A 22,013-nucleotide genomic window follows, 5' to 3' on the forward strand; every position below is an offset into this window, starting at 1 on the left:
CCTTTTACAATTATTTTCCAAATTATATTTACCTGAATCCGACTTCTGGTCATGATTATTCTTATGGTGCGGGCAATCAGATATTCGAGTATGAAGAGAGTCGCGTACAGCGCTTTGGTGGAGAGATTCAACTGAAATATGAGATTTTTCAAAATCTAAGCACCCAATTTTTAGGAGAAATATTGCAGGCGAAGCAATTATCTGGAGATAAAAAGGGATTTACGCTGCCATTTTCTCCACCAGCTTCTGCCTTGTTTAACCTCACCTATTCTCCTAAACTTAATACCAAGTTGAGCAATACCTATTTCTCGGTGGACTACCGCATTACCAGTAAACAGGAAAATATTGTTCCTCCAGAGAAAAAAACGCCTGGCTACCAACTGATGAATATCCAGATTGGAACTAAAATATCACTTTTCGAAAATCCAATTCAAGTCAGTATTCAGGCACAGAATTTATTCGACACAAAATATCTCAACCATACCAGTTTTTATCGCCTTATCGAGCTTCCTGAAGCAGGACGAAACCTCATTCTCTCGGTAAAAATCCCCTTTTCAAAATAAATAATCAGTTATAACCCTTAAAAACACCCATTATGAACAAATTTACAAAGCCCTTTTTAGGACTGTTGATGATTGCAGCAACTTTTACAGCCTGTAAAAAAGAAGAAGTAATTCCAGATGCGCCTTCTATCACAAACTTAGAAATTGGCACCAATAACAACAAAACCGCTTACCCAGGAACGGACATTCACCTGGAGGCCGATCTTTTTTCGGCTAGCAATTTAGCCGGCGTTCAGTTAACCATCAAGCCCAAATCTGGCTCGGGCTGGAACTTTAGCCAAAACTATACAGACGGTTTTGTCAATATCAAAAATGCAATTTTTCATAAACACATTGATGTACCAACCACGGCTGCTTTGGGTAGCTACCTAGTAACGATTACCGTCACCGACGTATTAGGTAAATCGACAGTAATTGTGAATGATTTAGAAATCAAATACGACCCAACACTACCCAATGCCACAGGTTTTGAAGTGGTTTTAAATACTGCTGGCAATGATTTGCATGTAGAAGCATCAGTTTCTGCCATTAATAAAATCGCCAAAATTGAAGTTGAAGTGGATGGATCGGCTTGGCTTGGGAGAAGGACTTTTCGTTCACCTATATTTCGATGGTTGGTTTAACCAACTACAATTTCCATAAACACCTCGATGTTACCGCAGCACCAAAAGGCCATTACCATGTACACCTTAAAATAGTCGATCAGCTGGGGAAAGAAAATGAATTTGAAGAACATTTTGATAAATAAAACATGATGAAAAATAAATTTAATCCGAAAAGAACGGGCTATCTGATTTTAGGCCTCGCAATGGTGTTCCTCCTCAGCAATTGCAAAAAAGAAACTGAAGAAATTGATACCAGCTATCCCGAAATTGTTGCGAGTGCAAGCGCTTTTCCACAACAGTGTAGCATTGTTAAACGTGGCGAATCTTTCACCTTTAAAGCTCAGGTAAGTGATAACGTAGAACTTGGTTCCATGAGCATTGATATCCACCACAACTTCGACCATCATTCGCACAGTACTGAGGTAAACAGCTGCAATATGGAAGCAATTAAAACTCCCGTAAAACCCTATCTACTCATCCGAGAAATCAATATTCCGGCAGGGCAAAAAAATTATGAAGCCACAGCAACCATCAATGTCCCGGCAGATATAGATCCAGGTGATTACCATTTTTTGATCAGAATCACCGATAAAGCCGGATGGCAAACAATTAAAGGAATCAGCATAAAAATTAATTAATCAATTAAAATCAAACCCAATGTTATCCAAAAACAATTTTAAGAAAGCTGCCCTGCTTATTGCCGTTGCTGCAGCATTTACCGCTTGTAAAAAAGACAATCAACAACCTGAAGAGGAACCTACAAATGTTGTAAAGGAGTTTAAATATGTACGTTTACTTACATCAGATGAAACTTCAAATAAGCTAACTTTAGTTGACCCATTTTCGTCAGCTATTTCATCTTTCGATGCGAAATATCCAGTGGCAAATCTTTATGCTACTTCTTCCGGCAGGTATGCTGCAGTGCTTTATGGTACTCAAAATCTAGCGGAGGTTTTTGATAGCGGTTTGTCATCACATGTAGATCATATCGATGTATTGCACAATCCAAAATGGGCCAGTATTACTGCAAATGGCATAAAGCCAACCCACTTCAAATCAAAAGCTAATGAAAGTTTAATTTTTAATGATGGCGACGGAACTTTGAGCAGGGCTATGGAAAGTGATTTTAATACTGAAGGAGCAAGATTTTCCATTGTGAACGCCGGTTTATTGCCTCATCATGGTGCAATGGCACAATTTACAAACGGAACCTATGCGGTAACTTCTACAACAGCAGCTGGAGCATCGCCCAACAGGGTTTTAATCATTGGTAAAGGCGGCAAAACCGTATTTGCTTCAACCTTAGCCCTTGGGGCGATCCATGGTAACGCAACTGATGGTACACACGCTGTTTTCGGTGGTTTTACCAATGCCGCTGCAACTGCAGGTGGCGTTTTGGTGGTGAAATCTAACGGTGAGCAACGGTTGATTCCAAATCCCGATGGATTTGGCGCATTTAGGTTGGGCAGCATTTACTATGCAGAATCGGCAAAGAAATTTATTGGTTATGTGGCTACCAAAGGGGCTTATTTAATTGATCTGGCTGGGGATAAGATCACCCCTATTTACAGCGGTGCTGATGCATTTCAATGCAAAGTTGATTATGCCGGAAAAAATTTGTTAGTGTTAACTTTGGATGGAAAACTTCGTGTTTATGATTTAGCGACTGGAGCTTTGAAAAAAGAAGGTGCTGTAATTTCAGCAACCTTAAGCACTGACACCTATAAGCCTGTTTTAGAAGCGACGGCAAAATTCGCTTACATCGCTTTACCAGGATCTGGTGAAGTACATCAGATTGACCTCGACACTTTCAGCGTTTCCGCAAAGTACAAAGTATCTTCAAAACCAGTTCGATTAACGATTTTCGGTTTTGAGAGTAACGCTTCGCATTAATTTTACAGGAGGTAGCTATTTTCATCGCTACCTCTTTATTTTTATTTCATCATCGCACTTAACTGAGCTAAATGTGCTTTAAGTTTCGATAAATATTTAAGGGCATATTTTTTCACATCTTTATCCGATGATTTAGACCCTGCCTCGAAAAGTGCAACAACATTTTGATGATCCTTTAAGCTAGCTGCAAGATAAGCGTTGTCAAAATTTTCGCCTTTCAATTGGTTAAGTTTCGTGATTGATTGTTGCATATCAGCATCACTAAGCATCGCAAAGCCTTCAACCATAACACCTTTTGGCTGACCTGTATTTCCTGCTTCACCTTGATTTTGATTTCGCGAGGTATCCAACAAATTTGTAGGAGCCGAATCCACTCTGCCATCGGGCCTTTGTCCTTCCGGCAATTTACTCGTTGGTAAACTTATGTTTTTTGTTTTTGCCAGGCTTAAAAGCTCCTGGTTTGCTTTTGTATGCAAGTCGAGAACGCTTGTTGAAAAACTCCTAATTTTTTGATCTTTAGAAATTTCAGCGGCTAATCCGCTCATCTGTAAACTCTTTATTCCATACCGCATGGCTTGGGCCATGAAAACTTCAGGCGGAAGAACATTTTGTTTTCGTTCGTGGCTGATCACATTTACTGAATGCGTAATACGTTCTGATGCGGTAGCGCTTGCGGCAATTGATAAGCCGATAACGAATGCAAAGCTTGATTTAAGATTTCTCATAATTTTACTAGCTGATGTAGTTAATCAACTTAAAAAAGCATAAAAAAGTTTGCGAAAAATTTGATTTGAAATAGACGGTGAATAAAAGAAGTTAATAACTCAGGCAATGTGAACAAATAACTTAAACATCTGAAAATGAAAGACGTTAAGCACATATTACTCAACATAAAGCTTATGAAAAAGTGCATATTTGTAGTAGAAGATAATCCCAACATCAGAGAGATTATCGAGTTCTTGCTCACGGAGGAATTGTATGAAGTTAAAGCTTGTCGCAATACTAGCGATTTTTGGAAACAAATGCGGCTAAACATTCCAGACATGGTGATTTTGGATATCGTGTTGCCTGATGGAAATGGCATTGAAATTTGTACACAATTGAAAGCCAATGTTAAAACCCATCACATTCCGGTGATGATGATGTCGGCAAATAATCACTTAAACGCGGTAAAAGCGAAATGTACGGCAGAAGATTTTATTAACAAACCATTCGACTTGAATGATTTTGCAGGTCGTGTAGAACGTTATTTACCGAATTAGTTTATCGAAAAAGCGATGAGCCACAATGCTTACAAAAAAGCGCATCAGAATCGTGCCCTTCAAGGCTGCAACTTGGGCAAGATTCGGGCATTTCCTTTTTAGATTTTGCAGCAACAGCAATATCGTGAGTAATAATTCCTGTCGGTACAGCGATAATGGCGTAACCAATAAGCATAACCACTGAGGCAACAAATTTTCCCATTGGGGTAATTGGAGAAATATCGCCGTAGCCAACCGTGGTAATGGTTACTATTGCCCAATAAATACTTTCCGGAATATTCGAAAAACCATTTTCCCGCTGCTCTACCAGATACATGATCGAACCTAAAATTACGGTGATCGTTAATACGGTAAGCAGGAAGATGCTAATTTTTCTAAAACTGTTTTTCAGCGCCTGCGTAAGGAAATTAATTTCGCTTAGAAATTCTCCGAGTTTAAAAATCCTAAAAACCCTTAATAATCTTAATGCTCTGAAAGCCAAAAGCGATTGTGCACCAATAAAAAATATACTTAAATAAGAGGGCAATAATGAGATAAGATCTATAATCCCCAGCAAACTAAATACATACCTCACTGGCTTTTTAATGCTGATCAACCTTAAGATGTATTCTATGGTAAACAGGCCGGTAAACACCCACTCCACATGATAAAATAAGTTACCGTATTTATTGTGGATGCTAACAACACTATCAAGCATTACTACTATGATACTGGTAAATATAGCAATGAGTAAACCCACATCAAAAGCTTTGCCTGCAGGGGTATTCGACTCGTAGATCACCTCGTGCAAACGGAAACGCCAATGCTTAGATGTTGTTGGTTTCATGCAGTAAAAATAATCATTTGGTCTAATAATAGAGACATTTTCCGAGATAGCAATTGAGCGAAGCAAGTTATCGGATCAGGATCTGGAGCGGAAAAAAACTGTTTGTAAATTGCTTACTAAACATTAATCATTGTAAATCTGTTAACCTGAGTATGGAGAAACTTTTACTTATTTTCAATTTCATCTTCGTATTTCTTAATGCATCGGCACAATATAGCGACAGTACGAATTACCATCTTTTGCTTTCCTCTACAGGTTCAATTAACAGAACAGATGATCAGCGTGCCTATTTATTAAACAATGGTTTAAATTTTGGAATGAAGAAGGAAACCTTCGTTTTAAACTCTAACACCAGTTGGCTTTATGGAAAACAAAACAACAACTTAAGCAATAATGATTTCTCGAGTACGCTTAACTTCAACCTGTTTAAAGGACCAGAACATTTTTATTATTGGGGTTTAATCAATTACAACACCAGCTATTCGTTAAAGCTAAAAAATCAATTACTTGCCGGCGGTGGTATTGCCTACAGTTTTCTTGATGAACCGAATTCCTACATCAATTTGAGTAACGGCATTCTTTTCGATCAAAGTAGTTTAGTGGTTGGCGAGCGTTATAATACCTTACGTAATTCGCTCCGGTTACAATTCCATTTCGCAATTAAAGAAATTATAACCCTAGATGGAAGCCATTTTTTACAAAATTCTTTTTCAAGAGGTGGCGACTATATTATCAGATCATCTACAACAATAGGCTTAAAGCTAAGAAAGTGGATTAGCCTAACTACTACGCTGAACTATAATAGATTGAATATCACAGAAAGAGAGAATTTAAATTTCACCTACGGTTTAAGTTTAGACAAATATTTTTGACCTCAAATCAACTGACCCATCTCATTTATAAGGAAAAGCAAAATTTAATTGAATGATAGAAGATGTTGAAAATTTTTACCCGATTTAAATAATTGATAAACAGATGAAAAGCTCGTGATTTTATCTTTATCGAAATTTGGATACTTCAATTTCACATTCAAATTATAATTTTGCGTTATGGCAAACACGAACGTTAGAAAATCTATACAAAGTAAAATAGAATCTTTAGGCAAAGAAATCGAAAGCCTTCAACAAGAGTTAGCGAAATGGGAAAAAATCGCTGCTGATTACGAAACGAATTCGGAAAGTATTGATCTCATCCTTTCTATACAAATACCAGAAAAAAACGAGACAAAAGCAAAAAAGATTAGACTTTAGATAGGCGTTTCATTATTCCAATTCGATACTCTTAAAACTTAATCTGGAGGCTATACATTCTTAACTGTTTTTTTTTAAAAAGAGACAAAACCTTTGGAATAACGGCGCTGTTTTACAAGTAGTTAAAACAAAAATTATTCCTATGAAAAAGTTAATGATTGTAATGCTACTTGCTAGTTTTAGCTTGGGCACTATTGCGCAAACCCGGCCAGATACCGTTAAAAAGAAAACTGAATGGCCTAAAAAGAAACCCGATAGAAAAGATCCCTCAAAGAGAGATACCATGAAAAGGGATACAATGAAAAGAGATACGACAAGGAAATTACCACCGAGGTAAATAAACTGAAAGCCCAGATGATTTGTCTGGGCTTTTTTTTTAATATCGTTGCTGAAATCAATAAATTTCTGAAACATATTTTCCAATCAGAACAATAACAAGTTCTGAATGTTAACTTTATCATAAAAACCAATTTGAAAAATTATGAGTTTAACATTAGAAGTAGTAGAAAAAATATCAGCCGCCGCTAAAGCAAAGGCAACTGAAATTGGTGTTCCCATGAACATTGCTGTTGTAGATGAAGGTGCAAACTTAAAAGCATTTCATAGAATGGATAATGCTTGGCTTGGATCTATTGATATTTCCATAAAAAAAGCAAAAACGTCAAGATTTTTTGACATGGATTCTGGCGAAATCGGCAAGTTATCACAGCCTGGTCAACCACTTTACAATATAGAACACTCAAACGGAGGATTAATTAGCTTTCCAGGTGGGGTAGTTTTGAAAGATGAATCAGGTAAGGTAATTGGCGCCATCGGCGTTTCTGGAGGAAGCGTTGAGCAAGACCATGAAGTAGCAAGTGCAGGAGCTGCAGCGCTTAAAAGTTAAAAATCCATAAATGTTAGATGCACTTATGCATCTAACATTTTTTCAAATACATCTTTAAAAATCCCAAAATCATTTCTTCTCTAACTGCCCTAATCTATTGCCGCATATTACTATGATCTTAAACATCGACTGGAAAAATTTCTTCATTGGAGAGGAGAACTGGGAGTTTATGTTAGAAATAGCACTCCGAACTTTTATTATGTATTTTATAATTTTAGTTGGGTTAAGGCTTTTAGGAAAACGTGGCGTAAGGCAGCTTTCCGTTTTTGAACTGGTAGTGATTATCAGTTTAGGTTCTGCTGCCGGAGATCCGATGTTTTATAAAGAGGTTGGGCTATTGATCCCTGTAATCATATTTTTTATTATTGTTGGCGCTTATCGGCTCACCACATTTTTAACTGCAAAAAGCGAAAAACTAGATGATCTGATAGAAGGCAAACCTGTTTATCTAATCAAAAACGGGCAGTTCAATATTGAAGAGTTTAAGAAAGAAACACTTGCACAAGATGAGTTTTTCTCAGAACTGAGGCAGCAGAGCATTTCCCATTTAGGGCAAATAGATACTGCTATCCTTGAAACATCTGGTACACTGAGCGTATTCTTTTACACAGATGATCAAGTAAAACCTGGCTTGCCCATCTTGCCAGAGTTATTTGCTAAAAAAACCAAAATACTTCAACCAAATACCAACTATGCCTGTACATTTTGTGGACATGTAGCAACAGTGAATGAAGAGTCAACCTTTCTTTGCCCAAATTGTAACCATGAGGAATGGGCAGTTGCGCTGCATAATTGCAGGATTAAATAACATCAAGTTTATTCAAAAATACTGGCGAACAATTTGTTTGAATAAAGCTTCGCCTGATGATCGTAAATATGAGAAGTACTCATAATTTCATTCACTCCGAATTTGGAAACAAATGCGGCTAAGTTTAATTTAATGGTCTCTTTACTGCCAATAAAAGAATAATATAACATTTGCTCAACAGCTTCTTTTTCCAGCTGATCCCAAATGGCATTGATATTTTCTACAGGTGGCTTAAGTCTCTCTCTCCTACCTGTGATCACACCTAAAAACATTTTTTTAACCGAACTTGATAAGAATTCAGCCTGCTCATCTGTATCGGCCGCAACCACATTAACGCAGGCGATAACATAAGGTTCGGCAAGAACAGCAGAAGGTTTAAAATTATTTTTATAAATAGCTACTGCCTGTTCAAATAATGCTGGTGCAAAATGACTGGCAAAAGCGTACGGTAATCCTTTCTCGGCTGCTAATCTTGCACTATCGGTACTAGAGCCTAATACCCAAATTGGAATATCTAGTCCTTCGCCTGGAATGGCACGAACTTTTGAATGAAGATTATCGGCAGAGAACAGTTGCTGTAACCGCTCAATATCTTTTGGAAAGTTATGTGCAGCATGCATATTTTCTCCTCTAATCGCCATTGCAGTAATTTGATCTGTTCCTGGCGCTCTGCCCAATCCTAAATCTATTCGATTTGGATAAAGTGAAGCCAGCGTTCCAAATTGCTCTGCTACAATTAACGGAGAATGATTTGGCAACATAATCCCGCCCGACCCAACACGAATAGTTTTGGTACCTCCTGCAATAAAACCTATCAATACCGCTGTTGCCGAACTTGCTACGCCTGCCATATTGTGGTGTTCGGCAAACCAATAACGAGTATAGCCAAGAGCTTCTGATTGTTGGGCAATTTCTAAACTTGTTTTAAACGTATCGGCTGCAGTATAGCCATCTAATACGGTTGCTAAATCGAGAACGGAATAAGGAATATGTTTTAATGAAGTGATATTCATGTGCGCTTTTTGTAATTAAAGCACAAAAATATCTTTAAAAAACATGGCTTGCATCTTCTCAATTGTTATATGACCTTCAAGATACAAATGCGTCATTTAGCCGAAAATTCAGCAAAAATTATACATTGACGGCAACAACTTGTGTATTTTTTCATCAGTTTATGTAGTGTGCTACAGTCACCATGAAAGTTATCATCTTGTATATCAAATCCTTTACAATCACTGATTTTCCAGTATTTATCCAATTAAAAGTACTTTTAATGGAACTAGTGGTAGTGTAATGCAAATAAGCTATTATTAATAAAAATGCATTTAGCGAAATCATCATGAGTAGTTATACGCGAATAAATAACAGGTAATGTTAGCGGTATGAAGTTTGTCATTTGATAGACAATCACCTTAAAACATTATCCCATGAATAAAACAGAATTTAGCAGCATTGTTAATAGCAATGCAAGCTCGCTCCGCTCTCATGCGTTACAATTTACCAAAGACCTGGACGACGCCAATGATCTTGTTCAAGATACATTGATGAAAGCTATCCGGTTTTTTCACAAATTTGAGGAAGGATCGAATTTAAAAGGCTGGCTCTTCGTAATCATGCGTAATACTTTTATCAATGATTATCGTAAAACAGCTAAGAAAAATGCACTGATTACCACAGAGGAAGAAATCACGTATGCAAATTTAAGTCATAGCGCAACCAGAAATGTGGCTGAGAACAAGTTTATGATGAACGACATTCAAGGTGCATTGGATAGATTGCCAAAAGCTTACCGCGATCCATTTGTGCGCTACTTCGAAGGTTACAAATACCATGAAATAGCAGAAGAATTGGGTTTACCCATTGGTACTGTTAAAACACATATCCATCAGGCCAGAATTGAATTAAAGAAAAACCTCAAAAATTATAAAACAGATGCCTACTATAGGCCATAATAAAAAGCCCCGACTCAAAATCGGGGTTTTTTATTTAGGTTGATTTTTCGTCGGCATCAGCATCAGAACCACTTTGATCCGTGCTAACATCTCCTAACTGGTTAAAATCACCATTCTCATCATAAGCTTTATCAGCATCACTGCCATCTAACTCCTCATTAGGTATCACTCCTAATTTATCTTTTTTGTCTTCATCCTTTTCTTGATGATTCTTTTTTTGATTGTCCATGTTCATAAGCTTGATATTTCTTATTAAACAATCAATCTAATAGCTAAAAGTTTGAAGTTTTTGATTTTTATTAGCTGTAATCTTATCTTCCTGCTCGTTTTAAAACATTATCGCAGAGCAACAAGCAGCTTAATCAGTGTTAATTGTTTTTGTCTAACGGCAGTTCCTTTGCTTTCAATAAGAACTAGCATCAATGCATCAGCTTTAGTCAACACAGCCGATACCAATCAATTTCTACTTTCGGAAGCCCACCATTTTCAAATTCTCAAAACATTAAAATATTAACGGTGTTGATTTTTTAAAGGATTAACATGAGAGATACCCATTATATACTAGCGGCATTGTGTTTTACGGTTGTAGCAAGCTGTACAAGTTCAGAAAATAAATCCGAGAGCGGTCAAAAACTAGCTTCTGATACTATAGTTGCCGATACCGGAATTAGCCAGATTAGCAAATCAATCACGTTAGACAGTACCGATACAAAGTTTTTAAAGAATGTTGCACTAAGTAATTTAACAACAATCGAATTCGCAAATAAGATTATTCAACTGGGAGCGAAAAGTGATCTAATTTCATTGGCAAAAAAACTAGTTTCCGATCATAAAGCCTATCAGGTTTCATTGGAAAATTTAGCGAAGAAGAAAGGCTATCAATTGCCACAAACGCTGCCTCAAACCCCAATTCAAAATGTAAAAAAACTAGAGACTTATGAAAAGGAAGATAGAAATGAATATTTTCTTCAGTCGGTTATTGAAGAATATCAAAAGACAATAGATCGTTTTGGACAGGCAACAACTGCCAAAGATGCAGATATCGCGGCCTTCGCTACACTTACTAAACCTAAGTGGGAAGTTACATATGGACAAAGTAAGAAACTTGAGAAAGAGCTAAGAGCGCAGAAAATTGGTCAAGGAAATGACCCAAGGCAATAAAATACTCCTTAACGATTTTTAAAAATCATGCTCATTTCTGGAAAGCCTTTTTTCAAAGCAGGCTGAATAACGGAGAAAATTATTGCCAATACAAATGCTGCTAAAATACAATAGAAACTAGCTTTGGAGCTAAATTCCATTTGATCAGGTCTTCTGCTTGTTCCATGTTAAATCAAGAATAAATTATAGGGATAGTAGATCAAAGACAATTAAAACCAGAGAATGTTTTACAAACAGAAAAATATTCTAATATTATTTTAATACTAAGTTAATAATGATGACAAAACGCAATACACACAAACCCTACAATCTCCTTATTGATGGTCTTAGTGCAATAGGCATGGGTTTAGGAATTTATTTGCCGCGACCAACAATAGAAAAAAGAATAGCGAAAAGTGTAAATTTAGCTGACTCAAGCATTAATAAAACGCTATCACATTCGCCTGAAAAGGCATTTTCCAGTCCGCTAACTTTCGAGCTGGCTGGTTTAGGTGGAATAGCGGTTTATCGCTTCTACCAAGGCTTGAAAAAAAGCAAAAAAGCAAATATTGTGGAAGGATTTTTTCTAACCTCTATATTGACGGCAGCCATAATTTACCAGGCTAGCTTGCCGAAAAATCGATCAGTAAAATAGACTAGATACTGAAGAAATATCATCAATTCGATTTCTCTATGATAGAAGAAATAGTTACTAAGTGATGCCCAGCTTAACTGGGCATTGAGGTAATGCCAAGGAAATTTCGGGAGCATTTTAACTCCAGTTTCATTTTTATTGAATATAAATTTAACTGAAGGAGCTGTCTATTCGCTATGCCTTTTCGATAGTGGAATACCAATTAATAGGATGAGATCGAAGACTCATTCCGTCGCGTTCTACGTGGTATAAAATGATTGGAATAGAAAAATCGATCATTCTTTCTACCTTCTTTGATAGTCGCCCCAAAAAGTCTATACTTGAGATGCCTTCTTTCAAGTGAACGTAAATCACTGTTGGTGTTTTAAACTCGAAACGATCAATCATTCCTGGCCATTCGTTCCTAATACGATCGAGGAAATTAGGAATTTTAATGTACTCTAAATTTCTTTCCATAATTAAGAATTTGATTGTCTTAAAATAGCAAATCTATCCCGCTTTACCTAGAAAACACTACATCTCCACAACTTTTTTACAAAGGCTTTTGCTCATTAGAACGCCATTAAAGACCTATTAAACGTAATTTTTAACGTATTTATTCGGGTTCGTTTGAACTGTGAATGGTTAACTTTATCGTTTTAACCAGTTAAGTTTATGCACAATCGAATTTTAGTATTGGATGATGACCCCTCTAATGGAGATGTGCTCTGCATGATTTTAGAACAAGAAGGTTACCAAACTAAATGCATTTATTCAGCATTGAACATTTTCGAAATCATAAATACCTTCAATCCTCATATTCTCTTTTTAGATATTCATTTAGGTGATGATGACGGGAGATTATTATGCAATAAAATTAAAGATCGGTTAGGCGCTAAAAAGTTACCCATCATATTAATTTCTGCGATGTCGCCCAATCAAATCGATACGATCCAATCTAAAGCAGATGGTATAATTTATAAGCCATTTGAAATTGATGAAGTAATTGCTACAGCTAAAAAATTCACTCAAAACCAATAAACGTTTGATTTGATAAAGGGCTAACAGACTAACCCCTAAAAGTATTAGTACGCGATAATATACTCATTTTAAAAAAGGCCAAATTTTCGCTCCAAAATTTGGCCTTTTGATTAGATAGCGTAGCCATTCAGAATAGAAAAACGTACTAAAGCTGCCGTATTTTTGCAACCTGTTCTATCAATTAACGCTTGCCTTAAACCTTCAACTGTTCTTCTACTTAGAAAGAGTTTATCAGCCATTTCCTGATTGGTCATTCCCTCTCCTATCAACTTTAAAACACTTAATTCCCTTTCTGAAAACTGAAGACGATGGTTTTGTTCAGGAGATAACATAACTAGCTGACTATTATATCTTTCCAATATAGAAATACATAAACTAGACGAGATATATTTATGCCCTTTCATTACATGTTGAAGGCAAAACATCAATTCATCGGCGCCTACACTTTTTAATAAATAGCCGTTCGCTCCAGCTAAAAAAGCGTTAGAAGGATATTTTTCATCCTCCAGAACACTAAGCAATACAATTTTTAGGTTTTTAGATTTCTTTTTTACCAGCGGAATCATTTCGATACCGTCCATTTCGGGCATCATTACGTCCGATAAAATGATATCAGCCTGAATGCCAGTATCAATTAAATTAAGTAGTTCTCTTCCATTGGCAACATCGGCTACAACTTCAACCGATTCGTATTTATCCATAAGTGCGGTAAGCGACTCACGCATCAAGTGATGGTCATCTACCAGGATTATTTTGATCATAAATCAAATATAAATGAAGGAAATTGATTCAGAAAATGGGGCATTTCGCTTAGTAGCGAATATGGCTCGAAAAGCAGCGATTCAAGTATTTATTTAGGTAATTCTACAAAAAAAGTGGTCCCTTTTCCCGTTTCAGTCTCGAACCAAATTCGTCCGTTGTGCAACTTTACAATATTGTAAATAATGCCCATTCCTAAGCCACCAGAATCCCGGCCAACTAAGCCAGCTCGAAATCCTTGCTCTGCCCTTTCAAACAAATCTGCCCTCATGTCTTCAGGTATTCCCCTGCCATTATCATAAACAGAAATCACTACTGCATTCCCTACATCATTTACGGTTACGCCAATGGTGCCATTTTCATCAGTAAACTTTATCGAATTTGAAATTAAATTATTGATCACTTGCAGAAATTTCATTCCATCAATCGATAGGTAAATTTTATCCTGATTGCTGCTGAACTTAAAATTGCGAACATTGCTCAACCTTGATCGTCTATAGTAACGTAGGGCATCTTTTAGCTCCCACACCAATTCCAACCTGTCTTTATTAATTTCTATGATGTTGCTCTTTATAAATTCGTGATTGATAACGCTCCGCACTAATCGCGTATTCCGATCACACATATCTACGATAAAGCTTAATGACTTTTGAAGATTTTTATCACCAATTTTGGCTACATCTTTCTCCATTGATGATGCGGTTAACTTCATCATGCCAAGAGGTTCCTTTAAATCATGTGATAAAACTTCTAGTGTAATATTTTTCCTATAATTGATTTGATCGACAAGCAACTTGTTATGACGTTCTACAGTGATATCTTCGGCTATTCCACAAATGATTATTTCCTCATTTTTAATTGGATATAAACTCACTTTTACATATTTCTCTCTGGAATTTTCAAAACCTAGTCGAAATTCATATTTCTTAGGTTCCATGTCTTCCAAACATTCTTCGTAACAGGAAATAACATGTTCTACATCATCACTGTAAACTTTGCCTAGAAATAATTTTGGTTTCTGCAGCAGAAATTCTTTATCGACTTCCCAAATATGGGCCAATGCAGTATTAATGTAAATAAAATCTTCAGTTTGCAAATTGTAGATGAAGTATCCATCATTAGCACTTTCCCCAATTTTATAAAATAATTCAGTACTTATCTCCTTCATTTGGTGGTGTATTAATTAGGCATCAAAAGCAATTCATGAACACAAAATAATGCGATATGGTTTTGTTTATTTTATTAACGGCGTTTTGAGGCCATATGATAGCTTTTGAAAACATGGCCGTAAAATAAAAGGTATTGAGTGATAGCTAAATAATAAAATGAACCAGTGATATTGAAATCTATTAAATTTTCATTTGTAACTTAGTGGCATGACAATGCAGGAGCTTCAGGAGCTAGAAGATTTTTTTACAAAAGCAGGAAAACAACCTGTGCCTATTTTTTTGAACCAAGCAACAGAGATTACAGATTACGATCATTTTTTGCAAAGTCATTTCCAGCCGTTAAAGGCCAACCTCACATCCAAAGTAAATCAGCCGCTTATTTATAGGCTTAAGACCCTTAAATTGATTATCGAATCGAATGCTTAGCAATTATTTACGATCGGTATGTCCTAAATCCTTATGCGGACTTACATGATCTCGAACTAATTTTTTAAGCTCCTTGATTTCAGGGAAACGTTCCATTACGCTTCGATCAAAAATGACTTGGCTATCAATAGTGATGGTAAATTTACCACCGGTTTCGCTTGGAATTAGCATTACGCCCCTAATTTCATCTGTAAAAGTGTTCAAAATTTCTTGCGCCATATAGGCCGATCGCAACATCCATCCGCATTTCGGGCAATATTCAATGGTGATTGTAGGTTTCATTTTACCAATATATCAATATCTTTTTGTTAGCCTTTTTAATTTCAAATTTTCAGCTGCAATTAGGTCGGCTACTTTTTTAATATAGATTTAAAAAATTTCCAACTATATTGGCAAAAGTTAGTTATTCTAATCAGCCTTATCCTTTTTTTATGACGAAGAACATCTTTATAGCATCTGCAGAGCCTTATACCGGAAAATCAGTGATTGCATTTGGCATGATAAACATGCTGCTGGCTAAAACCCAAAAAGTAGGTTATTTTAAGCCAATCATTGCTCAAGAAGATCCAAATCAAAAAGACGAACACGTAGAAGCAATGCTTGATTACTTCGCATTACCGATTCGTTACGAAGATGCTTTTGCCTTTACCCGACAAGATATGCTTCACCAGGCTGAAGATAGCGGCACAATTATCAATACGATCATCAGTAAATATAAAAAATTAGAAGATAATTATGATTTCACTGTAATTGAAGGAAGCGATTTTTTAGGCGAAGGCAGCGCCTTTGAATTTGAATCGAATGCTTTAATGGCCAAAAACCTGGGCGCTCCGGTTTTGATCGTGGTATCAGGAAAGGGAAAAACGGCAAGTCAGTTATTTAAAAGTGCCATCAATATTTACCGCAACTTTTTGTTAAGAGATGTGCAGGTTTTGGGTGTGGTGGCCAATATGGTCAACCCTGAAGAAGCAGAACGTATTAAACAGGCCTTAACCAATCAATTACCGCCAGAATTATTAATAGCCGTAATTCCCATCGAAAGTGGTTTGCAAAGCCCAACTATGAAAGAAATTGCGGCTGCGCTTGATGCTGATATTTTATTCGGTGCCGATTTGCTAGATAATCAGGTTGATAATTTTGTAACCGGTGCGATGATGCTGCCAAACTTTTTGAGGCACATTAAAGATAATCTGCTCATTGTAACCCCTGGTGACCGGGGCGATATTATCATCGGATCGTTGCAAGCCAACTTATCCGCCAACTACCCTAAAATTGCCGGAATTGTACTTACTGCCGGAAGTTTGCCCGATGAACCAATGATTAAGCTGATTGAAGGTTTGCAAACCATTATCCCCATTATTGCAGTTCAAAAGGGGACATTTGAAACCACTACAACTATTGGTTCAATTCATTCTAAAATCACGATAGATAACAAGAAAAAAATTGAGTTAGCCATAGATATTTTTGAAAAACATGTCGATTTAAAAGCGCTTGATGATAAAATTATCACATTCAGTTATCAGGGCATCACCCCGCACATGTTTCAATATCAACTGGTAAAATGGGCCAAAAGAGAAAAGAAACACATTGTTCTTCCCGAAGGAAATGATGAGCGAATTTTGAAAGCAGTTGAGAAATTGATTGCCCAGGATATTGTTGACATTACGTTGTTGGGCGATCCATTGGAGATTAGTAATTCTATCAAACGACTTGGCTTAAACCTAGACCTGAATACCATTCATATCCATAATCCTGCGCTTTCCGAGCACTATGATTCTTATGTAGAAACTTTGCACGAGTTAAGAAAGGCCAAAAATGTAAATCTGGAAATGGCTCGGGATATGATGACAGATGTTTCTTATTTTGGCACGATGATGGTTTACAAGGGCGATGCCGATGGAATGGTTTCTGGCGCAGTGCACACCACTCAACATACCATCCGCCCGGCATTACAGTTTGTAAAAACCAGACCAGGCGTTTCCGTTGTGTCATCGATATTTTTTATGTGTTTACCCGAACGGGTAGCCATCTTTGGGGATTGCGCTGTAAACCCCAATCCAACCGCACAACAACTTGCAGAAATCGCTATTTCATCAGCAGAAAGTAGTGCCAAATTTGGCATTGAACCAAGAATTGCTATGTTATCTTATTCATCCGGTACCTCAGGAGAAGGTGAAGATGTAGAACGCGTGAGGGAAGCTACCGCAATTGTTAGGGAAAGATATCCTGAGCTTAAAATCGAAGGACCGATCCAATATGATGCTGCTGTAGATCCTATAGTTGGTAAGCAAAAAATGCCGAATTCGGAAGTTGCGGGCCGGGCAAGTGTTTTGATTTTCCCAGATTTAAATACAGGGAACAACACATACAAAGCTGTACAACGCGAAACTGGCGCATTAGCCATTGGCCCAATGTTGCAGGGATTAAATAAACCTATTAACGACCTTAGTCGGGGTTGTACTGTTGATGATATTTTTAATACGGTAGTGATTACCGCGATACAATGTCAAGACCTATAAAAAAATAACATGAATATTTTAGTCATAAATTCTGGGAGCAGTTCCCTAAAGTATCAACTTTTTAAAATGCCTGAACAAGCGCCAATTTGTAGCGGATTGGTTGAACGCATTGGCATTGAAGGCTCTTACATTAAACATACGGTTTACGCAGGCGGAGAGAAATTTGTAACCGAAAAAAATGGTTTCATAATCGATCACGGCGAAGGTTTGAATCAAGTTTTAACTTTGCTAAGCGAGGGCGAACGAGCGGTTATTGCTAGTCCGGATGATATTGCTGCCGTTGGCCACCGTGTGGTGCATGGAGGTGAACACTTTTCGGGACCTACTTTGATAACGGAAGAAGTGAAGGCGCAGATTAGAAAGCTTTTTTCTCTGGCCCCACTCCATAATCCTGTTAATTTGAAATGCATAGAAGTTGCCGAACAAACATTTAAAAAGGCTAAACAAATTGCGGTTTTTGATACCGCTTTTCACCAAACCATTCCACAGGAAGCATTTAGGTACGCTATTCCAAATCGGTACTACAAGGAACATGGAATTCGTGTATATGGATTCCATGGAACCAGCCACAAGTATGTGAGTGAGCAAGCGATTAAATGGCTGGATAAAAAAGATTCAAAAATCATCACTATCCATCTGGGAAATGGCTGCAGCATGACTGCCGTTGAAAATGGAAAATCGATAGATACCAGTATGGGTTTTGGCCCTTTAAGTGGATTAATGATGGGTACGCGTTCCGGCGATATCGACCCTTCGGTGATCTTTCATTTAATAGAGCATGCGGGTTATAGCCTCGATCAGTTGAGTACATTGTTTAATAAACAGTCGGGATTGTTAGGCGTAGGCGGTTCGAGCGATATGCGTGACATTGGAAAGCTGGCTGCTGAAGGTAGTGATGGTGCAATTTTAGCACTCCAGCTTTATGCTTACAGAATTAAAAAATTTATTGGTGCTTATGCAGCAATTTTGAATGGCCTTGATGCTATAGTATTTACAGCCGGTGTTGGAGAAAACGACAAATTAATGCGTGCTTCGGTTTGCGATGAGCTAAATTATCTCGGTATCGAAATGGATGCCGAAAGTAACTTAAACTATTCGGGCGGAATTGCAGATGTAAGTACAGATGAATCCAGAGTAAAAATTCTGGTGATTCCAACCAATGAAGAATACGAAATTGCCTACCAATGTTTTGGACTATTGGCTTAATTAAAAATTCATCAATCAGCTGAAAGGAGCTGATTGATGAATTCAATTTTACCCTTCAAAAACCGATAGAATATTTCCGGATGGATCTTTAAACCAGGCAATCTTCGGCCCTTGCTCGCCTCTCGAGATACCTTTCTCATCAGTTTTAAGATATTCTGAATCGTATTGTTCGAATTTTATTCCTTTGGAAATCAGCTCATCCACAGCTTCCTCAATATTGTTTACAGGAAAGTTTAATACCGTAAAAGTTGCCGGTTCATGATTATCTTTCGGGTAGAGCATGATGTTTTCACTCCCTTCCAGTGCCAACTCCAAAATGCCCATCTCTCCCACTTTGGTTTTCAAACCAATTGATTCATAAAATGCTTTTGCCTCTTCAATGTCCTTTACAGAGAATGAACTAAATGCTTTGCTTGTTTGTAACATCATGATATAAAAATTAGTGAAACAATATTTGGGGCGCTTGTATCAGTTAACTCTTCCAGGCACCGATTAATCTTCTTATTAATACTATTTCCGCAGTGTGATAAGCATTGTGATCGGCAATTTGCAGCGCTTCGCGAAGCAGTGTTTGTCCCTGCCCATGCGGAATTTGGAGATAAAGATCTTTCGATTTCATCAATGAGATAAACTCTTTTAGGTCAGTTTCTATACTGGCGATGGTTTTATTCCAGGCTTCTTCGCTTTCTGGAGCAACCTCTTTCGGCCAATACTGCTCCGGCCATTTCGGAGACTGATGATTGCCATCTTTACTAAATTCAAGCATATCCCATTGGGCTATACGAATATGTTCTGCCAATTGCCAGATGCTGTAAGGTAGGAAATCAGGCTTTTTTGAAACCTGCTCAATCGTTAAATCTGCAAGTGCTTCTTTCAAACCTACATGCGCTCCTCCGCCACCCAATAATTTTTTAAGTTCGTTAAGTAAAATTGAAGTATTATTTTCCATTTGGTTAAGGGTATAGTAAAGAATTAACAAAATAGAAAGCTTATGGTTTGGGTAGTTATTTTCTATTACTTTTGATGATGAACTTTCAAGATCTATTTCCGGTTTTAAATCACAGCACCTACCTAAATACTGCGTACTCTGGCATTTTAAGTAAACCGCTATTAGAATGGCGCAACAAACACGATGTTGAGTACCTTAATGAAGGAAGCAATTTTAGGGTAAACCAGGCTACGATAATCGAAGATTTAAGAAAGAAAGTCGCGGAAATTTACCAGGCAGAAAATATCTTTTTAACCCCAAACTTTTCTTTTGGATTTAATACCTTGCTGAATGGACTCGATGAAAACCATCGATTTTTGCTTTTAAAAGAAGATTATCCTTCCCTTGCCTATCCGGTAAAAACTCTAGGCTTTGAATTTACAGAAGTTGATATTGATGTAAACCTGGAGGAGAATATTATTAAAGCAATTGAAGATTTTAAACCGACAGCTTTTGCATTCAGTATGGTGCAATATATTAGCGGTTATAAATTATCAGAAGATTTCATCAAGAAAATCAAGCAAACCTATCCGCAGATTTTGTTGATGGCCGATGGAACCCAGTTTTGTGGCACAACGCCATTTAACTTTAAACAATCAGGCTTAGATGCACTCATTTCGAGTGGCTATAAATGGTTACTTTCTGGATTTGGAAATGGATTCATTTTGTTATCAGAACAATTAATTGGCGAACTCTATCAAGATCGAGTGCATAAAAAACTTCCAACAGCGCCATTTTTAATTGGAAAAAGTCATTTGGATATGTGTTTTGAACCTGGCCATTTAGATACCTTAAATTTCGGCTCGCTTTATCATAGCCTTAATTTCTTACAATCTACCGGGTTTGAGCACATCGAAAAAAGCAACCAATTCCTTTGCCAAAAGGCGAGATTAGAATTTCACAATAAAGGTTTACTCCCAGTTTGGATCACAGAGAGAGAAAGCCAATCAACCATTATCAGCCTACCTTTGGAAGAAAAATTGGTGCAAAAACTGGCTGAAGCTAACATTATATGTTCAGCAAGGGGCGCTGGAACGAGATTTTCGTTCCATTTTTATAATACTGAGGATGATTTACAGAAACTGCTTGATGTGCTTGATGGCAAAAGTTAATCGACTTTCCAAACGGCATCTGTAAAATATTTCTGATGATCGAAAAATCGATGTATCGGATTGAAGCCAGATTTTTTAGCCAACGCATCTACATCTTCAAGAGAATATTTTTGTGAGATCTCCATGTAGATAAATTCATTTGCTTCGAAGTGAATAATTTCATCGCCTACATTTACCCACTGCTCTTGCAAACTGATTAAATAACTTTTGCAAGCTCCGGTTTCAGGATCGTATGATGCGTAATGATCGAACTTTGAAACATCGAAATCACCATCTAATTCATTGTTTATCCGATCCAGAAGATTCAAATTGAATGAGCGGGTAATCCCCGCAGGATCATTATAGGCTGCCAAAATCTGTTTCGGATTTTTCTTTAAATCAAATCCGATAATCAGTAAATCATTTGGGGAAAGCTCACTCCGTAAATCACAGCAAAACTGTTCGGCATCCTTCAAGTTCATATTACCGATATTGGCTCCCATAAATAAAACCACTTTCCGGCGACTAGAAATCTCCTTTGCTTTTTTAAGCATTTTGAAGTAATCGCCATTAAGTCCCTCCATTTTCAACTGAGGAAGTTTTTTAGGTAGATTTTCTTCCAGATCGTTGATTACATGCGTTGAAATATCAATAGGAAAATAGGTAAAGTTAAGCTGTTGTTTTAACAAGGCATTTAAGAGATGAATAGATTTTGTCGCATCGCCGGCGCCAAGCTCAATCAAATCAAAAGGTTGATCATCAACAGCAATAAATCTTGCTAATTCTGAAGATTGTTGCTCCATAATCTCCATCTCTGCATCAGTAAGGTAGTATTCATCCATATCCATGATTTGTTGAAATATGCGATCGCCTTTTTCATCATAGAAATATTTTGAGCTTAAAAACTTAGGTTTACTTTGCAATCCTTGTAAAACATCAGTTAAAAATGATGTACCAACTGACGCAATCTGATTGGTAATAATAGAATCCATAGG

The 22,013-nt window shown here is 37.1% G+C and carries 28 protein-coding genes and 1 pseudogene; 18 read left to right on the forward strand and 11 right to left on the reverse strand.

Features of this window, described 5'->3' with window-relative positions; all coding sequences use genetic code 11:
- The 4 genes and pseudogenes from OQZ33_RS17630 to OQZ33_RS17645 all read left to right on the forward strand — a co-directional run.
- Nucleotides 1-563 (forward strand): annotated as a pseudogene (locus tag OQZ33_RS17630) (TonB-dependent receptor); the annotation flags it as partial.
- A 32-nt stretch (nt 564-595) separates the two neighbouring features.
- The gene (locus tag OQZ33_RS17635) at nt 596-1,186 is read left to right on the forward strand and encodes a DUF4625 domain-containing protein (protein WP_265800518.1); all 591 of its coding nucleotides are present in this window, start codon (nt 596-598) and stop codon (nt 1,184-1,186) included.
- A gap of 128 nt (nt 1,187-1,314) precedes the next feature.
- Nucleotides 1,315-1,806, forward strand: a complete 492-nt coding sequence (locus OQZ33_RS17640; RefSeq protein ID WP_265800520.1) for a DUF4625 domain-containing protein — start codon at nt 1,315-1,317, stop codon at nt 1,804-1,806.
- Between the two features lie 19 nt (nt 1,807-1,825).
- Entirely contained in the window at nt 1,826-3,061 is a 1,236-nt protein-coding gene (locus tag OQZ33_RS17645; RefSeq protein WP_265800522.1) for a hypothetical protein, read from the forward strand.
- Between the two features lie 41 nt (nt 3,062-3,102).
- Here OQZ33_RS17645 and OQZ33_RS17650 read toward each other — a convergent pair whose 3' ends face one another.
- Entirely contained in the window at nt 3,103-3,786 is a 684-nt protein-coding gene (locus tag OQZ33_RS17650; protein ID WP_265800523.1) for a DUF4142 domain-containing protein, read from the reverse strand.
- Between the two features lie 174 nt (nt 3,787-3,960).
- Between OQZ33_RS17650 and OQZ33_RS17655 the strand changes: the two genes are divergently transcribed.
- Entirely contained in the window at nt 3,961-4,323 is a 363-nt protein-coding gene (locus OQZ33_RS17655; protein WP_265800524.1) for a response regulator transcription factor, read from the forward strand.
- A gap of 1 nt (nt 4,324) precedes the next feature.
- On the opposite strand, the gene OQZ33_RS17660 is transcribed toward OQZ33_RS17655, so the two are convergent.
- Complete coding sequence (locus tag OQZ33_RS17660; protein ID WP_265800525.1) at nt 4,325-5,149, reverse strand: ion transporter; 825 nt, start codon at nt 5,147-5,149, stop codon at nt 4,325-4,327.
- A 152-nt stretch (nt 5,150-5,301) separates the two neighbouring features.
- Here OQZ33_RS17660 and OQZ33_RS17665 point away from each other — a divergent pair, with 152 nt between their 5' ends.
- The 5 genes from OQZ33_RS17665 to OQZ33_RS17685 all read left to right on the forward strand — a co-directional run bounded on the left by OQZ33_RS17665 (nt 5,302) and on the right by OQZ33_RS17685 (nt 8,093).
- On the forward strand, nt 5,302-6,021 hold the full coding sequence (locus OQZ33_RS17665; RefSeq protein ID WP_265800526.1) for a DUF481 domain-containing protein: 720 nt from the start codon (nt 5,302-5,304) through the stop codon (nt 6,019-6,021).
- Between the two features lie 177 nt (nt 6,022-6,198).
- On the forward strand, nt 6,199-6,399 hold the full coding sequence (locus tag OQZ33_RS17670; RefSeq protein ID WP_265800528.1) for a hypothetical protein: 201 nt from the start codon (nt 6,199-6,201) through the stop codon (nt 6,397-6,399).
- A gap of 142 nt (nt 6,400-6,541) precedes the next feature.
- Nucleotides 6,542-6,736 carry a hypothetical protein gene (locus OQZ33_RS17675; protein WP_265800530.1) on the forward strand — a complete coding sequence of 65 codons (195 nt, stop codon included), beginning with the start codon at nt 6,542-6,544 and terminating at the stop codon, nt 6,734-6,736.
- Between the two features lie 144 nt (nt 6,737-6,880).
- On the forward strand, nt 6,881-7,285 hold the full coding sequence (locus tag OQZ33_RS17680; RefSeq protein ID WP_265800532.1) for a GlcG/HbpS family heme-binding protein: 405 nt from the start codon (nt 6,881-6,883) through the stop codon (nt 7,283-7,285).
- Nucleotides 7,286-7,397: 112 nt separating this feature from the next.
- Nucleotides 7,398-8,093, forward strand: coding sequence for a DUF421 domain-containing protein (locus OQZ33_RS17685; protein ID WP_265800534.1), 696 nt, complete (start codon nt 7,398-7,400; stop codon nt 8,091-8,093).
- Between the two features lie 8 nt (nt 8,094-8,101).
- Here the strand turns inward: OQZ33_RS17685 and OQZ33_RS17690 are convergent, their stop codons facing one another.
- Complete coding sequence (locus tag OQZ33_RS17690; RefSeq protein ID WP_265800535.1) at nt 8,102-9,106, reverse strand: LLM class flavin-dependent oxidoreductase; 1,005 nt, start codon at nt 9,104-9,106, stop codon at nt 8,102-8,104.
- Between the two features lie 414 nt (nt 9,107-9,520).
- On the opposite strand from OQZ33_RS17690, the gene OQZ33_RS17695 reads away from it, so the two are divergent.
- Nucleotides 9,521-10,045 (forward strand): RNA polymerase sigma factor, encoded by a 525-nt coding sequence (locus tag OQZ33_RS17695; RefSeq protein ID WP_056850159.1) that lies wholly within the window; start codon nt 9,521-9,523, stop codon nt 10,043-10,045.
- A gap of 34 nt (nt 10,046-10,079) precedes the next feature.
- On the opposite strand, the gene OQZ33_RS17700 is transcribed toward OQZ33_RS17695, so the two are convergent.
- Nucleotides 10,080-10,274 (reverse strand): hypothetical protein, encoded by a 195-nt coding sequence (locus tag OQZ33_RS17700; RefSeq protein WP_265800536.1) that lies wholly within the window; start codon nt 10,272-10,274, stop codon nt 10,080-10,082.
- Between the two features lie 311 nt (nt 10,275-10,585).
- On the opposite strand from OQZ33_RS17700, the gene OQZ33_RS17705 reads away from it, so the two are divergent.
- Nucleotides 10,586-11,206 (forward strand): DUF4142 domain-containing protein, encoded by a 621-nt coding sequence (locus OQZ33_RS17705; RefSeq protein ID WP_265800538.1) that lies wholly within the window; start codon nt 10,586-10,588, stop codon nt 11,204-11,206.
- Between the two features lie 274 nt (nt 11,207-11,480).
- On the forward strand, nt 11,481-11,840 hold the full coding sequence (locus OQZ33_RS17710) for a hypothetical protein (protein ID WP_265800539.1): 360 nt from the start codon (nt 11,481-11,483) through the stop codon (nt 11,838-11,840).
- A 174-nt stretch (nt 11,841-12,014) separates the two neighbouring features.
- On the opposite strand, the gene OQZ33_RS17715 is transcribed toward OQZ33_RS17710, so the two are convergent.
- On the reverse strand, nt 12,015-12,296 hold the full coding sequence (locus OQZ33_RS17715) for a hypothetical protein (RefSeq protein ID WP_265800540.1): 282 nt from the start codon (nt 12,294-12,296) through the stop codon (nt 12,015-12,017).
- 198 nt (nt 12,297-12,494) lie between these two features.
- Here OQZ33_RS17715 and OQZ33_RS17720 point away from each other — a divergent pair, with 198 nt between their 5' ends.
- The gene (locus tag OQZ33_RS17720; RefSeq protein WP_265800541.1) at nt 12,495-12,860 is read left to right on the forward strand and encodes a response regulator transcription factor; all 366 of its coding nucleotides are present in this window, start codon (nt 12,495-12,497) and stop codon (nt 12,858-12,860) included.
- A gap of 110 nt (nt 12,861-12,970) precedes the next feature.
- On the opposite strand, the gene OQZ33_RS17725 is transcribed toward OQZ33_RS17720, so the two are convergent.
- Nucleotides 12,971-13,621, reverse strand: a complete 651-nt coding sequence (locus OQZ33_RS17725; RefSeq protein WP_056850165.1) for a response regulator — start codon at nt 13,619-13,621, stop codon at nt 12,971-12,973.
- An 89-nt stretch (nt 13,622-13,710) separates the two neighbouring features.
- Complete coding sequence (locus OQZ33_RS17730; protein WP_265800543.1) at nt 13,711-14,787, reverse strand: sensor histidine kinase; 1,077 nt, start codon at nt 14,785-14,787, stop codon at nt 13,711-13,713.
- 214 nt (nt 14,788-15,001) lie between these two features.
- Between OQZ33_RS17730 and OQZ33_RS24545 the strand changes: the two genes are divergently transcribed.
- The gene (locus OQZ33_RS24545) at nt 15,002-15,214 is read left to right on the forward strand and encodes a DUF6965 family protein (RefSeq protein ID WP_231426863.1); all 213 of its coding nucleotides are present in this window, start codon (nt 15,002-15,004) and stop codon (nt 15,212-15,214) included.
- Nucleotides 15,215-15,217: 3 nt separating this feature from the next.
- Here the strand turns inward: OQZ33_RS24545 and OQZ33_RS17735 are convergent, their stop codons facing one another.
- Nucleotides 15,218-15,496 carry a SelT/SelW/SelH family protein gene (locus OQZ33_RS17735; RefSeq protein ID WP_265800544.1) on the reverse strand — a complete coding sequence of 93 codons (279 nt, stop codon included), beginning with the start codon at nt 15,494-15,496 and terminating at the stop codon, nt 15,218-15,220.
- A gap of 149 nt (nt 15,497-15,645) precedes the next feature.
- On the opposite strand from OQZ33_RS17735, the gene pta reads away from it, so the two are divergent.
- Both pta and OQZ33_RS17745 read left to right on the forward strand, forming a co-directional pair.
- Nucleotides 15,646-17,733: a phosphate acetyltransferase gene (gene pta / locus OQZ33_RS17740; protein WP_265800546.1), complete on the forward strand. Its 2,088-nt coding sequence runs from the start codon at nt 15,646-15,648 to the stop codon at nt 17,731-17,733.
- Nucleotides 17,734-17,742: 9 nt separating this feature from the next.
- Nucleotides 17,743-18,939 carry an acetate/propionate family kinase gene (locus OQZ33_RS17745; protein ID WP_265800548.1) on the forward strand — a complete coding sequence of 399 codons (1,197 nt, stop codon included), beginning with the start codon at nt 17,743-17,745 and terminating at the stop codon, nt 18,937-18,939.
- A gap of 48 nt (nt 18,940-18,987) precedes the next feature.
- Here the strand turns inward: OQZ33_RS17745 and OQZ33_RS17750 are convergent, their stop codons facing one another.
- Together OQZ33_RS17750 and OQZ33_RS17755 are read right to left on the reverse strand one after the other, a co-directional pair.
- Nucleotides 18,988-19,368 (reverse strand): VOC family protein, encoded by a 381-nt coding sequence (locus OQZ33_RS17750; protein ID WP_265800549.1) that lies wholly within the window; start codon nt 19,366-19,368, stop codon nt 18,988-18,990.
- 43 nt (nt 19,369-19,411) lie between these two features.
- Nucleotides 19,412-19,888 carry a DinB family protein gene (locus OQZ33_RS17755; RefSeq protein ID WP_265800551.1) on the reverse strand — a complete coding sequence of 159 codons (477 nt, stop codon included), beginning with the start codon at nt 19,886-19,888 and terminating at the stop codon, nt 19,412-19,414.
- A gap of 74 nt (nt 19,889-19,962) precedes the next feature.
- Between OQZ33_RS17755 and OQZ33_RS17760 the strand changes: the two genes are divergently transcribed.
- Nucleotides 19,963-21,039: an aminotransferase class V-fold PLP-dependent enzyme gene (locus tag OQZ33_RS17760; protein WP_265800552.1), complete on the forward strand. Its 1,077-nt coding sequence runs from the start codon at nt 19,963-19,965 to the stop codon at nt 21,037-21,039.
- Here OQZ33_RS17760 and egtD read toward each other — a convergent pair.
- The gene (egtD, locus tag OQZ33_RS17765) at nt 21,036-22,010 is read right to left on the reverse strand and encodes an L-histidine N(alpha)-methyltransferase (RefSeq protein WP_265800554.1); all 975 of its coding nucleotides are present in this window, start codon (nt 22,008-22,010) and stop codon (nt 21,036-21,038) included. The genes OQZ33_RS17760 and egtD overlap by 4 nt on opposite strands.
- Nucleotides 22,011-22,013: the final 3 nt, after the last annotated feature.

The organism is Pedobacter sp. MC2016-05 (assembly GCF_026239735.1).
In the GTDB taxonomy this organism is placed as follows: domain Bacteria; phylum Bacteroidota; class Bacteroidia; order Sphingobacteriales; family Sphingobacteriaceae; genus Pedobacter.

Bases quoted from the DNA above. Each gene is read 5' to 3' on its own strand.
- OQZ33_RS17695 (WP_056850159.1), top strand. From the start codon at position 9,521: ATGAATAAAACAGAATTTAGCAGCATTGTTAATAGCAATGCAAGCTCG.
- egtD (WP_265800554.1), bottom strand. From the start codon at position 22,010: ATGGATTCTATTATTACCAATCAGATTGCGTCAGTTGGTACATCATTT.
- OQZ33_RS17755 (WP_265800551.1), bottom strand. From the start codon at position 19,888: ATGGAAAATAATACTTCAATTTTACTTAACGAACTTAAAAAATTATTG.
- OQZ33_RS17745 (WP_265800548.1), top strand. From the start codon at position 17,743: ATGAATATTTTAGTCATAAATTCTGGGAGCAGTTCCCTAAAGTATCAA.
- OQZ33_RS17665 (WP_265800526.1), top strand. From the start codon at position 5,302: ATGGAGAAACTTTTACTTATTTTCAATTTCATCTTCGTATTTCTTAAT.
- OQZ33_RS24545 (WP_231426863.1), top strand. From the start codon at position 15,002: ATGCAGGAGCTTCAGGAGCTAGAAGATTTTTTTACAAAAGCAGGAAAA.
- OQZ33_RS17685 (WP_265800534.1), top strand. From the start codon at position 7,398: ATGATCTTAAACATCGACTGGAAAAATTTCTTCATTGGAGAGGAGAAC.
- pta (WP_265800546.1), top strand. From the start codon at position 15,646: ATGACGAAGAACATCTTTATAGCATCTGCAGAGCCTTATACCGGAAAA.
- OQZ33_RS17750 (WP_265800549.1), bottom strand. From the start codon at position 19,368: ATGATGTTACAAACAAGCAAAGCATTTAGTTCATTCTCTGTAAAGGAC.
- OQZ33_RS17670 (WP_265800528.1), top strand. From the start codon at position 6,199: ATGGCAAACACGAACGTTAGAAAATCTATACAAAGTAAAATAGAATCT.
- OQZ33_RS17715 (WP_265800540.1), bottom strand. From the start codon at position 12,296: ATGGAAAGAAATTTAGAGTACATTAAAATTCCTAATTTCCTCGATCGT.
- OQZ33_RS17700 (WP_265800536.1), bottom strand. From the start codon at position 10,274: ATGGACAATCAAAAAAAGAATCATCAAGAAAAGGATGAAGACAAAAAA.
- OQZ33_RS17690 (WP_265800535.1), bottom strand. From the start codon at position 9,106: ATGAATATCACTTCATTAAAACATATTCCTTATTCCGTTCTCGATTTA.
- OQZ33_RS17635 (WP_265800518.1), top strand. From the start codon at position 596: ATGAACAAATTTACAAAGCCCTTTTTAGGACTGTTGATGATTGCAGCA.
- OQZ33_RS17655 (WP_265800524.1), top strand. From the start codon at position 3,961: ATGAAAAAGTGCATATTTGTAGTAGAAGATAATCCCAACATCAGAGAG.
- OQZ33_RS17730 (WP_265800543.1), bottom strand. From the start codon at position 14,787: ATGAAGGAGATAAGTACTGAATTATTTTATAAAATTGGGGAAAGTGCT.
- OQZ33_RS17645 (WP_265800522.1), top strand. From the start codon at position 1,826: ATGTTATCCAAAAACAATTTTAAGAAAGCTGCCCTGCTTATTGCCGTT.
- OQZ33_RS17650 (WP_265800523.1), bottom strand. From the start codon at position 3,786: ATGAGAAATCTTAAATCAAGCTTTGCATTCGTTATCGGCTTATCAATT.
- OQZ33_RS17675 (WP_265800530.1), top strand. From the start codon at position 6,542: ATGAAAAAGTTAATGATTGTAATGCTACTTGCTAGTTTTAGCTTGGGC.
- OQZ33_RS17720 (WP_265800541.1), top strand. From the start codon at position 12,495: ATGCACAATCGAATTTTAGTATTGGATGATGACCCCTCTAATGGAGAT.
- OQZ33_RS17735 (WP_265800544.1), bottom strand. From the start codon at position 15,496: ATGAAACCTACAATCACCATTGAATATTGCCCGAAATGCGGATGGATG.
- OQZ33_RS17760 (WP_265800552.1), top strand. From the start codon at position 19,963: ATGATGAACTTTCAAGATCTATTTCCGGTTTTAAATCACAGCACCTAC.
- OQZ33_RS17705 (WP_265800538.1), top strand. From the start codon at position 10,586: ATGAGAGATACCCATTATATACTAGCGGCATTGTGTTTTACGGTTGTA.
- OQZ33_RS17660 (WP_265800525.1), bottom strand. From the start codon at position 5,149: ATGAAACCAACAACATCTAAGCATTGGCGTTTCCGTTTGCACGAGGTG.
- OQZ33_RS17725 (WP_056850165.1), bottom strand. From the start codon at position 13,621: ATGATCAAAATAATCCTGGTAGATGACCATCACTTGATGCGTGAGTCG.
- OQZ33_RS17710 (WP_265800539.1), top strand. From the start codon at position 11,481: ATGATGACAAAACGCAATACACACAAACCCTACAATCTCCTTATTGAT.
- OQZ33_RS17680 (WP_265800532.1), top strand. From the start codon at position 6,881: ATGAGTTTAACATTAGAAGTAGTAGAAAAAATATCAGCCGCCGCTAAA.
- OQZ33_RS17640 (WP_265800520.1), top strand. From the start codon at position 1,315: ATGATGAAAAATAAATTTAATCCGAAAAGAACGGGCTATCTGATTTTA.